Origin of the sequence: Acinetobacter sp. 1566109, assembly GCF_000582255.1 — a bacterium.
In the GTDB taxonomy this organism is placed as follows: domain Bacteria; phylum Pseudomonadota; class Gammaproteobacteria; order Pseudomonadales; family Moraxellaceae; genus Acinetobacter; species Acinetobacter nosocomialis.
Genome location: NZ_JEYB01000006.1, coordinates 13,054 through 27,154 on the forward strand (window position 1 = coordinate 13,054; position 14,101 = coordinate 27,154).

Sequence of the window (14,101 nt, forward strand, 5' to 3'; positions counted from 1 at the left end):
TTTAAATATGTCCTGGGTCATTCCTGGGAAGGTACCGGCAACTCGGCTTCACTGTGCCAATGCGATACCGGACGACTGAAAATATTCTGTGTTTGGAAATGTTTAATTTTCCATGTTCCATCTGCTTGCTTATGAAACTTCACCTTGAGCTTTGCCGCATTCAGATGACTCCGGCCATCTTGAAAAGTTGAAGTTTGCAACATCAGCCATGAAGCATTTGCATCATTTTGATTTACATAAATTTGTTCTGAATTTACAAAGTGTGCATTCATGACAAAGTGAGATTCTTTTTGGGTATAGCGTTTGAACATGTCGTAAATCGACTGCCAAGAATCATAACGACCAAAGGATTTGGAATATTTGTCACCAATACCTTCCCAAATACAGTCTTGATCAAAAAGATTCATCAACTCATAAAGATCTGTATTTGCATTGAGCTCGTCGCAGATTTCCATATAACGGTTTATGCAGTTACGAATGGCATTAAGTGCTTCCAACTGTTCTAGCCGTTTTATAATTTCTGCAATATTCACTTTGTCAGTCATTGCGGTCGCCTTAACGTTGAATAATCAATTCACGCCCAACACGAGCTTCAACTTTGCAATATTTCCAAAGTTTGTATGGCCCTTCACCCACCACGGTCGTTCTAAACAAGTTACAAGCTGCATGTACTGTCTCAATATCCGGAACATCTGCAAGCAAATAAGTGGTCCAAGGCCAGCCCGTACTTGCACCCACCATGCTTTGGTCATCATCAAGATTCCCAAAAACATGCACATCAGGTAGGTCATGAATGCCATTCCACATTTCACCAAATGCTGCCCAAACCGCTTTTGCTTCAGCAGGTTCTGCATCAAAAAAGTTCTGGTTAATACCCATGCAAAACAACACGCGTAATGGTTTTTTAGCTTCCATCTCAATATTCCTTTTTCAAAATTTAAACTTATAGATAACCTGGGGTTGGCTTTAACCCGAAACTGACTAAACCTGCATTTTGTAAAGTTGCATCACCCATAAAGGCATGTTGGGTCACCACATTGGTGTCATTTACAAAACGGCTAAATGGATTGTTGGTATAAATCGCTGTCATACCCGCGAGCATTTGCATTTTTCGGGTCACTTTGGCGCAAACGCGAGCTGCATGGGTACATGCCAAACGCATATCACTAATTTGTTCAGCAGTTGCTTCACGACCAGCAATAATTTCATTCCACACAATATCCATGGTTTGATAAAACCAAGACTTTGCCGCCTGAAACTCTGCATCAGCTTGAGCAAACTCATATTGAGTCACTGGGCGGTTTGCAATTTCTGATCCACCCGTAATAGATGCTTTACCCGGTGCTAATTTTTCAAATTCTTCTAATGCGGCAGCTGCAACCCCAATACCCACCACGGTTAATACTTGAGTCGCTAAAGACAGTGATGGATATTTAAAAAATGGCTCGCTGAGTTTTGAGGGTTCGCCACGTACAAAGGTCCATTTCTTTTCGACCAATACATCTTCAACCACCAAATCATGGCTTCCGGTACCTTTTAGGCCAACAGTGTCCCATGTCATTTCGATTTTGGCTTTGTTGGCAGGCATCACTGCCATGCGTGGTAAACCTTGCATTTCATTATTTTTAAGGGGTGAAATTCCCACGCCAACAATGTCAGCGCCCATACAACCACTTGAGAATTTCCAGCGTCCGCGCACCACCACACCTTCATCGGTAATTTCGGCAGGCTGCGGCGGAAAAATACCTCCGGCAAATACGACATCTGGCCCGTTTTGGTATAACTCTTTAAGCGTTTCTTCCGGCAAACTTCCTAAATACGCAGGGCTCATACCGAAACTTGCCACCCAACCCACTGAACCGTCAGCTTTAGATAAAGTTTCGATCAACTCACAAAACTGCCGCGGTGACCATTCTTCACCACCAAAACGTTTAGGCACTAAGGCACGGTAAACACCAATTTTTTTAAGTTTTTCGATAATGTCTTGGCTCACATAGGCCTGATTATCAAATTCACCTGCACAGGCACGCTCACGAATTTCTTGGCACAAAGCATCTAAGTCAACTGCTTTGTCTTGAGAAGCAAACTCCATTTTAGACAACTTATTCATCATCTAACTCCTTGTAATTTATTGCATTGCATCAACACAAAATTTAGCTATTGCACATAATTGCTCATCTTTTTGATGCTTTGATACGATCTGTAAGCCCACAGGCAAACCTTCACTGGTTTCAAGTGGCACTGAAATGGCTGGATGTCCTGATAAGTTAAATGGTCGAACTAAACCGGTTAGGTTCAAAAAAGCGACCGTGTTTTCAGCTTCAGAAACTTTTGGTGGAATTTGTGGAAGTGTCGGTAGAACCAATGCATCATATTTTTCTAATAAAGCATCGAGTTCTTGGTTCAACTGCGCTTTCACAACTTCTGCTTGTTTTACTTGCTCTAAAGTTGTTGCGGCAGCTTTTAATAAACGATTATTTACATCAGAACCAATTAAGCCTGTTTGAGTTAACTCACCAAAAGCTTGCCAGTTTTCATAGTTAATAATCTGCATGCCTGCATCATAAGCTGCTTCAAAATGTTCAACTTTTTCTAAAACGGTCTCTAAATTCGCTTTTTGAAGTGCTTGATAAATACAGTTCCAAACAACCTCATCTGCTTTGACATTGAGCAGCGCAAGCTTTGGTGTACGAGTGCATTCAGCCGGCTTAAAAGTTGGATCAATAATTTGCATGGCTTTTTCAATCATCTCGACTGAATTTGCAAAAGGACCAACGCAATCCAAAGAACTTGACGGCGGGTATACGCCTTCGCGACTTACCCGACCAAAAGTCGGTTTTAAACCAAAAACTCCGCAGCACGCAGCGGGCATACGGATAGAGCCGCCCGTGTCGGTGCCTAGAGTAAAGTCAGCTTGTTTTGCTGCAACTGCCGCGGCTGAACCACTTGAAGAGCCGCCCGGAATAAGTTCAGGATATTTAGGGTTAATAGGTGTACCAAAAGCGTGGTTAATACCTGTAATTCCAAAAGCCAATTCGTGCAAATTTGTCTTGCCAATAATTTCGCAATCAGCTTTTAAGATGTTTTTAACCACCTCTGCATCATCGTGCGCAGGTTCAACTTCTAATAAAGCTTTACTGCCAGCAATGGTTTTTAGACCTTGAATATCAATTGTGTCCTTCACCATCACCTTGAGCTTGCCATTTCCTTTGTGCACACTTTGGCTAATAATATTCATTCACTTTTCCATGTATTTTTATCCATTAATTAAAATATCAGAAAATTTAATGGAATTGTCAAGTAATTTTTCTAATGTGCGTTCAAGGAAATATGCAAAATTTTGTTTATAATAGAATTACCCTTTTTTTACTAAGTTATTGCTTAGCTATGCTTGATCATTTAGAACAATTTCTTCCCAATAAAGAACCGTCGAGTATTCAAAACTTCCCCTTTTTCTGGATTTCCCAAGTTAATGGTAAATATTCACAACTTATTGAAAAATCTATAAAGAAACTTGGCATTGATAATACTCGCCGCAAAATTATTTTAAGTACCAATGCGCTTGGGGAAGCCAGTATCACTGACATTGCCAATCTTTCTACTTTAAAACTCACAACAGCAACAAAGGCTGTATATCGATTGGTAGAAGATGGCATTGTGGAAGTCTACTCTTCTACCGCTGATGAACGGATTTCGATGGTGAAATTAACGGCCAAAGGTGTTGAGCTGGTTGAACAGATTAACCAAATTAGTGTGGTTACCTTAGCGGGGATCCTCAATGCTTTTTCAGAAGATGAACTGCATAACCTAAATCATCAGTTAAAAAAATTATTTGATCTCATGCCATCAAGTTAATTATTTCCATCGACACTAAATTAACTTGGCTCTAGAGCAGTTAAAGCTAGTCTTTCTTTAGCTGCTCACTATAAAAAATCTGCCATCAATAATAAAATTTATTAAATTCAAATATTTATAAAAATAAAACCCTTCCAATAGCTCACTTAACATACTTTTTAGGTATCTAAACATACTCAACAAGTAATGGAATTTTACATATAAAAAGAAAATAATAATTCAATAATCTAGTCAGCATTACTATTTCCGTTTGTGTTAAGTCACCTTCTTCAAGGCCCCTTACCAAACCAAATTCAATCATTTCTAGCCGTTTCATAATTCATTTCAAATGGGGACGTATCAAAAATTTTGAGGATGAATAGAAGCTAGAGATCAATTTCTTTAAAGCGTTTTATACATAAGGATTAAGTGTATGAACCAAAGTAATATCGCTGTTGAAAGGACACAAAAGAAAACCAATGCATATGCATGGTATGTGGTCATACTTTGTATGTTGGCCTATATATTTTCATTTATTGACCGTCAAATTCTGGCCTTGATGATTGAACCCATCAAAGCAGACCTTCAACTTTCAGATACTCAATTTAGCTTGTTACATGGCCTTGCCTTTTCACTATTCTACGCTGTGATGGGCTTACCATTAGCCTATATTGCCGACCGTTTTTCCCGACCAAAACTGATTTCAATCGGGATTATTGTCTGGAGCTTAGCAACAGCAACTTGCGGTTTAAGTAAAAACTTTATTCAACTATTCCTAAGCCGTATGGCTGTGGGCGTTGGTGAAGCAGCTTTATCTCCAGCGGCCTATTCAATGTTTAGTGACATGTTCAGTAAAGACAAACTAGGCCGCGCGGTCGGGATCTATTCAATTGGTGCTTTCTTAGGTGGAGGTATCGCCTTTTTAGTTGGCGGTTACGTGATTAACCTGCTTAAAGGCGTGACACTCATTGAAGTTCCTTTATTAGGTGCACTCAAGGCATGGCAAATTGCCTTTTTAGTGGTGGGGTTACCCGGCATTATTATTGGTTTGCTATTTATTTTGACAGTTAAAGATCCTGCACGTAAAGGACAGCAGCTCAACCAAAGCGGACAAGTTGACCAAGTTAAATTCACGCAGTGCCTTCAGTTTATCAAGAAACATGCAAAAACATTTGCTTGTCACTATTTAGGTTTTACCTTTTATGCAATGGCACTCTACAGTCTGACTAGTTGGACACCAGCATTTTATATTCGTAAGTTTCAACTCGCGCCGACTGAAACAGGCTATATGCTCGGCACTATATTGCTGGTTGCAAATACTTTAGGCGTGTTTTGTGCAGGATGGCTAAACGACTGGTTTATTAAAAAAGGACGCCAAGATGCACCGATGTTCACGGGTGTGATTGGTATTGTTGGCCTGATTATTCCAATTGCATTTTTTACCCAAACAGATCAACTCTGGCTTTCAGTAACTTTGCTCATTCCTGCAATGTTCTTTGCCTCCTTCCCGCTTGTGATTTCGGCAACAGCATTGCAAATGTTAGCACCCAACCAATTTAGAGCACGCCTTTCTGCCCTATTCCTTTTGGTAAGTAACTTAATTGGACTAGGTGTTGGTACAACATTAGTCGCAATTATTACAGATAAGGTTTTTGGCAATCCATTAATGGTGGGTTCTTCTTTATCTATTGTGGGTGGTTTGTCCTGTGTACTGGCTTTGGCTCTACTTTTCAAAGGCTGTAAATCCTTTAGTGAAAGCATGAAGCTTGAAAAATTACGTTAATTGAAGCAACAGCCACTTATAAAAACAGGAGTTCCCTTTAAACAATTTAGGGAACACCACACCAATATTTCACAATACGTAATGCCGAGGACTGGCATATATCTTGGAAATGGATTATGGAATTATTTCACCGCTTTAAACCACACACTTTAGCTTTTGCCACTTTATTTATTATGTGCAGCAGTTCTTGGGCTGCAAATCCAAATCAGCAAACTGAAGATGAGTGGAAATTCACTTTAAAAAATGCCTATATCAATCGTGATTTTGATAATGACGCCCTTAAAGATACCGGTAGTTGGTCTCAGGCAGCATCTTTATTTTATAAATCGAAAATGCATGACACTCCACTAGTCATAGCAGATAAGCCTATCACCATTGGAGCTGATGCTTCCGTTCAATACGCCGTACGCTTGAGTTCAGACAAACATGTCGCAGATACAGTTTTGCCTTTTAATAAAGAAATGCAATCTCAAGCATCTGATTATCTAAAATACGGCGCGACTTTAAAACTAGGTTATGACAAAACTCTTTTAAGTGTCGGTGAACTCTGGCTAGATTTACCTGTAACGGCTGTTGATGCTAGTCGTCAGTTACTCACTTCGTATTGGGGAACCAATCTTAAGTCACAACTTTCAGATCAGCTGTATGCAGAAATTGGCCGAGTTGAAAAAGTCTCTCCACGTAATGAAGAAGACTTTAAAAAGTTTTCCTTTACTGCAAATGGAGTTACTAAAGAATCTGATGGTTTAAATTACATAGATCTGCGCTATCAATTCACGCCGTCTTTGAAGGGCGAATATTATTTTGGTAATTTAGAAGATCTCTACAATAAACACTATGTAGGGCTTGAGCATACGTGGAAACAACCAACTTTTGCCCTGACCTCCAAATTTAAATACTTTAATGCGAAAGATGATGGCAATACCTTTGATATTGATGCTCAGAACATTGGTTTACTTGAAACCGTCAAAGTAAAAAACCATACCTTTGGTTTGGGTTACCAACAAATTATTGGAGAGTCGGCTTACCCTCTACCAGATGGTTTCTTGCCAGAAACCTATTTCATTAACTGGAATGCTACAGGTTTCTTTAAAGAAGATGAAAAGTCTTACCATGTCATGTATGGCTATGACTTTAAAGATTACATTCCCGGCTTAAACGCAATGGTGAAATATGTTTATGGTCATGACTTTAAAGCAGCTAATGGTGAGAAAAACCACGAAACCGAGTCAAATGTGATTTTAAACTATGCATTCCAACAACCATTTTTAAAAGGCGTGGCCCTACAATATATTCGTATTGATTACAACGTAAAACACGGCAATGACTTTGGCGAAGACCGTTTATTTGTTAATTACACCAAAAAATTCTAAATAAAAATTACCCCCTAATTTTAGGGGGCAATTTTTTATCCTAATTTATTGACCAACTTTAATGGTAAAACCTTCATAGCAATACTCATTGGTAACCACGGCCACTGTGGCACATAAGCTTTTACAGGTTGTTTTTCGATAGCTTTTACTAAAGCTTTACACCCTGTTTTGGCGTCTACTTCAAAAGGTAAATGTTTAGCACCTTCATTCATTTCAGTTCGGATGTAACCCGGGAAAATGGTTGAGACTTTAATTGGAGTATCCAGTAATTCAGCACGAATACCCTCGGCCAAGTGAGCAACTGCAGCTTTACTCGCCGCATAGGTCGATAAATGTTTTGGTAATCCGCGCATCGCACTCATAGACGACATGACCACCAAATGACCTGCATTTTGCGCTCTAAAAATTTCAATCGCTGCCTCACACTGTGCTAAAGCAGAGATAAAGTTTGTTTCGGCCGTGGCTCTGTTAATTTCAAAATTACCTTTACCAATACGGCGACCATTTCCGACTCCGGCATTTACAATAATTCGGTCTAAATAGCCAAATTCTTGTTTAAAGGCACGAAAAACTTCAAAAACCTGATCGTAATTGGTAACGTCCAGACTTTTCGCAATGACTTTAATACCGTACTGATGTTCTAGTTCGGTTTTTAAAGTCTCTAATCGGTCTAAACGGCGTGCACAAATCGCCAAGTTATAACCTTTTGCTGCAAATTCATGCGCCATACCTGCGCCTAAACCAGAACTTGCGCCTGTAATTAAAATTGTCTTCGCCATGCTTTTATCCTTATTTTAAATCCATGTCAGTAAATCTGGACGCTCAGCTTTTATAAAATGGTGTTCATTTAAACTTAAAACCTGAGCTTCATTTCCAACTAAACGTAAAGTCGTGAGGCTTGTATTGGTAATTGCCCAATTCAAAGCAAAAGTTCGATTAGGGCTCAGTTCAAGCAGCTTGCCAATTGCTACCGAAATCACACCACCCGAGGTAAAAACGACTGCATAACGAGGTTTGGTTTTTGCCAAATCATCACAAAGTTGCTGTAGCGCCGTTTCGACTCTGCTTTTAAAATGCGGCCAAGACTCATCATATTCATGATGAAAATCGCCGTCGGTCCATCGTTCAATCGCACCCTCAAAGATTTTGGCAAGATACGCGCGAGGGTTATGCTCTTTTGCGACATCAGCTTTTAACAGTTCAGGCTGTTCAAAACGCGGCTCATAACGGGCAAAAACCTGTTGATGGTTAAACTCATTCCATAAATTATTATGATGAATTACCGCATCTGGAAAACATTCTTTCAGTGCAAGCTGTGCAGTTTGTTCATGGCGCTGCATAGTTCCTGCAACTACATAAGGTTGTTCTTTCAATATTTTCTTAAAATATTGGCCTAATAAAGTTGCTTGAGCTTCACCATTTTCAGACAACTCATCATAGTTACTTTTACCAAATGATGCCTGTCCATGTCTTACCAGATAAATTGTGGTCATCTTCTTAAAATACCCTGTATTTTTTGTAGAGATTGCTGAGCAAATTCCGATTCTTGCAATTTTTGCTGCGCGATAAGTTTTAAAGCTCTCATATGTAGTGCATGGATCACTATCCAGAAATCTTTAAATGCAGGGTTTCGGGTCTGTTTATGATAATAACGGTAATAGATTTGCTGAGCGATCACTGCTAAACGGAATACCCCGAAGACTTCATAAAAAGTCCAGTTTTGAGGTTCCAGACCAGTTTTTTGCAAATAATAGTCAACGACTTCTTTGCGAGAGAACATTCCCTTTAGGTGAGTAGGCTGACGGCGTGTTGACCTGAAGATCATATTATCCGTAGGCTCAACCCAATAAGCTAAAGCACTACCTAAATCCATTAATGGATCACCCAAGGTCGCCATTTCCCAATCCAGCACCCCAATCACTTCTGTTGGGTGCTCTGGATTTAAAATTACGTTATCAAAACGCCAATCATTGTGAATAATACAAGTCGTAGAGTCTTGAGGAATATTATCGTTTAGCCATTTTCGGACATATTTAAATGAAGGAACGTTAATTGTGCGGACTTTTTCATAACGTTTATCCCAACCTTCAACTTGTCTACGACAATAGCCAGTACCTTTGCCAAGTTCAGCTAAAGGTGTGTTCTCATAAGGAACTTGATGTAGCTCAATGAGTTTATCAATAACGTTTAAACAAAGCTCATGAACATCTTCTTCATTAAAGCTAAGCTCAGGCGGCAATTTTGCACGAGGAATAATTCCTTCAATGCGTTCCATGACATAAAAATCACAGCCAATGACCGATTCATCCTGACAAAGTGCCACCATTTTAGGAAGTACTGGATAATAAGGTGCAAGGTTTTTCTGCACTGTATACTCACGAGCCATATCGTGGGCTGACTTGGCTTTTGTTCCTTTTGGTGGACGTCGTAAAATTAAATCCGTATTTTCATACTTTAAACGATAAGTCCAATTCGAGGCCCCGCCCGTATATTGAGTAACGACTGCTGGGCCAACCAGCTCAACACCTTGCTTTTTTAACCAGTTTTCAACTGCCCCAATATCAAGTTCTTCACCTTCACGTACTTCACCGCCAATATCAATTACCGACATATTCTCTTCCTTTAAACTTATACTTTCTTATGACGACCATAACCACGTTTGGCCAACTCTAATTTGGCAATCATGCCTTTATGTACTTCATCCGGACCATCAGCTAAACGTAAACTACGTGCTTGAGCAAAGAAACCTGTTAAAGGTGTATCTCGTGAAACGCCTGCACCGCCATGTAGCTGAATTGCCATGTCGACTACTTTTTCTAATACACTTGGAGCCACGACTTTAATTGCAGATATTTCTGTTAAAGCGGCCATGTTTCCTAAAGTATCCATTTTATAAGCAGCATACAAGGTTAAAAGTCTAGCTTGATCTATGGCTACTCGCGCATCGGCTACACGTTCAAGGTTCCCACCGAGTTTTAAAATTTCTTTGCCAAACGCCGTTCTAGACATACCTCTATCAATCATAAGCTCTAGTGCTTTTTCAGCAGCTCCGATACAGCGCATGCAATGGTGAATACGCCCTGGCCCTAAGCGACCTTGTGCAATTTCGAAACCTTGGCCTGCACCACCAATAAAGTTTTCAAGAGGTACTCGAACATTTTTAAAGTGAACTTCACCATGTCCATGTGGTGCATCGTAATCACCAAACACAGGTAACATACGCTGAATTTCAACACCCGCCGTATCAATCGGTACTAAAACCATAGAGTGTTGATGATGGCGATCTTTAGTTTCATCTGGAGTATGCGCCATAAAAATAATGACTTTGGCATTTGGATCACCTAAACCAGACGACCACCACTTTTTGCCATTTAAAACAATTTCATTTCCTTCGATGAGTGCAGTCGCTTGCATATTGGTTGCATCACTTGACGCAACATCTGGTTCAGTCATACAAAAAACAGAACGAATTTTTCCGTCCAATAAAGGCTGTAACCATTGTTGTTTTTGCTGTTCACTGCCATAGCGCCATAACACCTCCATATTTCCCGTATCTGGTGCATTACAGTTAAAAACGGTTGGTGCCAATAAACTGCGGCCAGTCAATTCAGCAATATGTGCATATTCTTGAACAGTTAACCCAGCACCTAGCTTTTCATCGGGTAAAAACATATTCCAAAGGCCTGCCTGTTTGGCTTTAGATTTTAGAGTTTCTAAAAGGTCTGGCCATTGCCATTTTTTCCAGTTTCCATCTGGATTTAACTCATGAACTTCTTCCCAAAATTTTGCTTCAACAGGTTCTATTTCTTCTAAAATAAATTTTTTAGTTCGCTCAGCAAAATCTTGAGCTTTCTTGGAGAGTTCAAACATTCTTTTTCCTTTACATCATTATCTGGTCTTTACATCAACATAACTTGAAACTTAATATGAATGAAATGATTTTATTAAATAATGCATCATGAATAATATTCATAACTTACATGGTCTAGACCTAAGTTTTTTTCACCGAATTGATATTAATTTATATCCGCTTTTTATCGCGATTTATGAGCAAAAAAGTATTTCAAACGCGGCAAGTAGTCTCAATATTACGCAGTCAGCAGCAAGTCATGCTTTGCAGCGTTTACGCCAGCAACTTGAAGATGATGTATTTATACGTGTAGGCAATAAAATGTCTGCTACTCCTTTTGCCGAGCAGATTTATCCAACTGTTAAGCAAGCACTTTTAACGATTCAAAATATTAGCCAACAGAAACATATGTTCGATCCAACAAGCTTAAAAAACTTAAAAATCGCCGTGCATGATGAAATTGAGCCGATTATTCTCCCAAGACTGGCTCAACATTTTCAAAATCTTAATTTAGATTTGCAGTTTGTCAGTATGAAACTCGATCGAAAACATATTATGGCGGACTTGGCGACACAGCAGCTCGATTTCGTGATTGATCTAGAACAATACTTATCTCCAAAAATTACCTTTGATCATTTGGTCACAGATGAGTTCGTTATTTGCAGCCAACTTAAAGAAGTCGATTTAGCTAGTTATATTAATGGACGGCACATTGGTGTTTCATCACGCCGTACGGGTGCTTTACTTGAAGATATTTATTTAAACCAACACCAAAAAATTTCAAGAAATGTATTTATGCGCTGTCAAAACTACTCAACCGCGTTACAAGTCTTGGGAGCCCAAGCCGACGCAATACTCACCATGCCCCGTATGATTTTGCAGCATTTATCTTATAGCCCTAAGATTCGGTTACATTCTCTACCTTTTGAGATGACCAATATTAAAATGGGTATGTTTTGGCACGAAGATTTAAGGGATAATTTAAGGCATCAATTTTTGCGACATGAAATTATTAAACTTTTTCAGTAAAGCAAATTGATCTACTAAGCTTCTATCGTACAAGGATCAGTAATGAGTAAAGATGAACGGATAATCCAGAATCAGGACAACAAAAAAACGATTCGTCATGAAGATTACATTGCTGGCATTGGTAAAGGCATGGCGATTTTAGATAGTTTTAGTAGTAATCAACATCGTTTAAACATTTCTATGGCGGCTGAAAAAACCGGGCTCACCCGAGCGGCAGCAAGACGCCATTTATTAACATTAGAATATTTAGGATATCTTGAGTCAGATGGCCACTATTACTATTTAACCCCAAAGATTCTTAAATTTTCAGGAGCTTATTTAGGTGCAGCTCAGCTTCCAAAAGTGTCCCAGCCTTTATTAAATCTGTTAACTAACCAGACTTCCCTTATTTATTCAGTGATGGTTCTTGATGGTTATGAAGCCATTACGATTGCCCGTAGTGCTGCCCACCAACAAACTGACCGTGTAAATCCATATGGTTTGCACTTGGGTAATCGCTTACCTGCTCATGCAACTTCAGCGGGTAAAATTTTACTAGCACATTTAAGCCAAGAAGAACAATTGGACTGGCTTCAAAAATATCCACTTCAGCGTTTAACTAAATATACGCATGTCGAAAATGATAAATTTTTAGAGTTACTAAAAGAAATCCGAGAACAAGATTGGTGTTATTCACGTGAAGAGCACGAATTAGGTGTCCATGCGCTCGCCGTACCGATTTATGGACAAGATTTTAAAGTGGTTGCTGCCTTAAATATTGTTTCTCCAACCATCAGAACAACTGAAGAATATTTAATTCAACATATTTTGCCGCTATTGCAAGAGACTGCGCGGGATTTAAGACAAGTTCTTTAAATCTTGCTTAGGCTATTTACATAAGATTAATTTTATTTTTGCTTAGGCTATTTGGTTAAATAAAATGATCAGAATGTATACTTAGGCTATTTCTAAAAGTAATTAAATGGGATTTTTAAATAGCGGATGCCATTCGCTTCAGGTTCCGGAAAATTTCCACCGTTCATATTAATTTGAATTGAAGGCAGAATTAATTTTGGCATTGCCAAAGTAGCATCTCTTTCTTGACGCATTTTTATGAATGATTCTTTGGAAACTCGTCGATTTAAATGGATATTGCTTTGTTTTTGAGTTTTTATATCTGTTTGACAGATATATTCGTCACGGCCTTCAGGCTTATAGTCATGGCAAAGAAACATACGCATATCATCAGGAAGTGTATAAAGCTTTTGTACCGAATCATAAAGTGCAGCAGCACTCCCTTTAGGAAAGTCGCATCTAGCCGAACCATAATCGGGCATAAATAAAGTATCCCCGACAAAAATAGCATCACCAATCACATAGCTTAAGCAAGCAGGTGTATGCCCTGGTGTAGGAATGTTATAGGCATCTATTTCCCCTATTTTGAAATGTTCATAATCTTCAAATAGATAATCAAAAGGCTGATTTTCATTGAATTTCTTAAAATCAAAATTATAAATAGCCGAAAATGTTTCTTGTACTACCGAGATTTTTTGACTAATCGCAATTGTACCGCCCAATTTAGATTTTAAATATTGAGCCGCAGTCATATGGTCCGCATGTACATGGGTTTCTAAAATCCATTGTACTTTGAAGTTTTGCGCCAAGACATAATCGACGATCAGATCAGCATTAGTTGTTTTTGTAGTGGCCGAAGCAGCATCATAGTCAAGCACACTATCAATAATTGCGCATTGACGAGTCGCTAAATCCGCAACAACATAGCTAAAAGTATTGGTATTTTCATCAAAAAAATCTTTTACTAGAGGTTGTTGCATAGCTTTAATTTCCTTTATTTAAAATTCGGTAAATAAACATTCCTACTAACATCGCGACAATAAAATAAAGTGCTTCAAAATGCCCTAATCCAATAAGAGTTAAAGCGGGCGCTGGACATATACCTGCTATTCCCCAGCCTATACCGAAAATAAAAGCGCCTACAATTAACCTTTGGTCAATCTGTGTATTTGTTGGTAATTGAATTTGTTCATTAAAAATCGTTTTTGATTTTTTAATGGCCCTTTGAAACGGAATAAATGCCACAGCAATAGCACCTAGCATCACAAACATTAAGCTAATATCCCACTGCCCAAAAATATCTAAGAAACCTAATACTTTTTCAGGATTAGACATGCCCGAAATCATTAAACCTAAAGAGAACAAACTACCAAATATAAAAGCCAAAATGTTTTTCAT

General features: G+C 38.9%; 15 protein-coding genes. 5 read left to right on the forward strand and 10 right to left on the reverse strand.

Features of this window, described 5'->3' with window-relative positions:
* Positions 1-17: 17 nt before the first annotated feature.
* The 4 genes from J582_RS08475 to J582_RS08490 are packed head-to-tail and all read right to left on the reverse strand — an operon-like array spanning position 18 to position 3,238.
* On the reverse strand, positions 18-545 hold the full coding sequence (locus tag J582_RS08475) for a nuclear transport factor 2 family protein (protein WP_032047732.1): 528 nt from the start codon (positions 543-545) through the stop codon (positions 18-20).
* Between the two features lie 10 nt (positions 546-555).
* Positions 556-915 carry a hypothetical protein gene (locus J582_RS08480; protein ID WP_000387549.1) on the reverse strand — a complete coding sequence of 120 codons (360 nt, stop codon included), beginning with the start codon at positions 913-915 and terminating at the stop codon, positions 556-558.
* 28 nt (positions 916-943) lie between these two features.
* Entirely contained in the window at positions 944-2,092 is a 1,149-nt protein-coding gene (locus J582_RS08485) for an acyl-CoA dehydrogenase family protein (protein ID WP_060706136.1), read from the reverse strand.
* 36 nt (positions 2,093-2,128) lie between these two features.
* On the reverse strand, positions 2,129-3,238 hold the full coding sequence (locus J582_RS08490) for an amidase (protein WP_032047733.1): 1,110 nt from the start codon (positions 3,236-3,238) through the stop codon (positions 2,129-2,131).
* Between the two features lie 149 nt (positions 3,239-3,387).
* On the opposite strand from J582_RS08490, the gene J582_RS08495 reads away from it, so the two are divergent.
* The 3 genes from J582_RS08495 (at position 3,388) to J582_RS08505 (ending at position 6,990) form a co-directional block, all read left to right on the forward strand.
* A complete protein-coding gene (locus tag J582_RS08495; protein ID WP_000884019.1) occupies positions 3,388-3,855 on the forward strand; it encodes a MarR family winged helix-turn-helix transcriptional regulator in 468 nt (155 codons plus the stop codon).
* A gap of 412 nt (positions 3,856-4,267) precedes the next feature.
* Positions 4,268-5,617, forward strand: coding sequence for a spinster family MFS transporter (locus tag J582_RS08500; protein WP_001076619.1), 1,350 nt, complete (start codon positions 4,268-4,270; stop codon positions 5,615-5,617).
* Between the two features lie 116 nt (positions 5,618-5,733).
* Positions 5,734-6,990, forward strand: a complete 1,257-nt coding sequence (locus J582_RS08505; RefSeq protein WP_032047735.1) for an OprD family outer membrane porin — start codon at positions 5,734-5,736, stop codon at positions 6,988-6,990.
* A 35-nt stretch (positions 6,991-7,025) separates the two neighbouring features.
* On the opposite strand, the gene J582_RS08510 is transcribed toward J582_RS08505, so the two are convergent.
* From J582_RS08510 to J582_RS08525, 4 genes are read right to left on the reverse strand one after another with little or no spacing between them, the layout of a single operon-like run.
* Positions 7,026-7,769, reverse strand: a complete 744-nt coding sequence (locus tag J582_RS08510; RefSeq protein WP_020753192.1) for an SDR family oxidoreductase — start codon at positions 7,767-7,769, stop codon at positions 7,026-7,028.
* Positions 7,770-7,784: 15 nt separating this feature from the next.
* Positions 7,785-8,483, reverse strand: coding sequence for a histidine phosphatase family protein (locus tag J582_RS08515; protein WP_032047737.1), 699 nt, complete (start codon positions 8,481-8,483; stop codon positions 7,785-7,787).
* Positions 8,480-9,601 (reverse strand): phosphotransferase family protein, encoded by a 1,122-nt coding sequence (locus J582_RS08520; RefSeq protein ID WP_032047738.1) that lies wholly within the window; start codon positions 9,599-9,601, stop codon positions 8,480-8,482. The genes J582_RS08515 and J582_RS08520 overlap by 4 nt, the downstream gene beginning before the upstream one ends.
* A 17-nt stretch (positions 9,602-9,618) precedes the next feature.
* Complete coding sequence (locus J582_RS08525; protein ID WP_032047739.1) at positions 9,619-10,860, reverse strand: acyl-CoA dehydrogenase family protein; 1,242 nt, start codon at positions 10,858-10,860, stop codon at positions 9,619-9,621.
* Positions 10,861-10,948: 88 nt separating this feature from the next.
* Between J582_RS08525 and J582_RS08530 the strand changes: the two genes are divergently transcribed.
* The gene (locus J582_RS08530; protein WP_032047740.1) at positions 10,949-11,869 is read left to right on the forward strand and encodes a LysR family transcriptional regulator; all 921 of its coding nucleotides are present in this window, start codon (positions 10,949-10,951) and stop codon (positions 11,867-11,869) included.
* A gap of 42 nt (positions 11,870-11,911) precedes the next feature.
* Entirely contained in the window at positions 11,912-12,724 is an 813-nt protein-coding gene (gene pcaU, locus J582_RS08535; RefSeq protein ID WP_032047741.1) for an IclR family transcriptional regulator PcaU, read from the forward strand.
* Between the two features lie 92 nt (positions 12,725-12,816).
* Here pcaU and J582_RS08540 read toward each other — a convergent pair whose 3' ends face one another.
* Together J582_RS08540 and J582_RS08545 are read right to left on the reverse strand one after the other, a co-directional pair.
* The gene (locus J582_RS08540; protein ID WP_032047742.1) at positions 12,817-13,683 is read right to left on the reverse strand and encodes an MBL fold metallo-hydrolase; all 867 of its coding nucleotides are present in this window, start codon (positions 13,681-13,683) and stop codon (positions 12,817-12,819) included.
* A gap of 4 nt (positions 13,684-13,687) precedes the next feature.
* Positions 13,688-14,101, reverse strand: coding sequence for a DUF6691 family protein (locus tag J582_RS08545; RefSeq protein ID WP_032047743.1), 414 nt, complete (start codon positions 14,099-14,101; stop codon positions 13,688-13,690).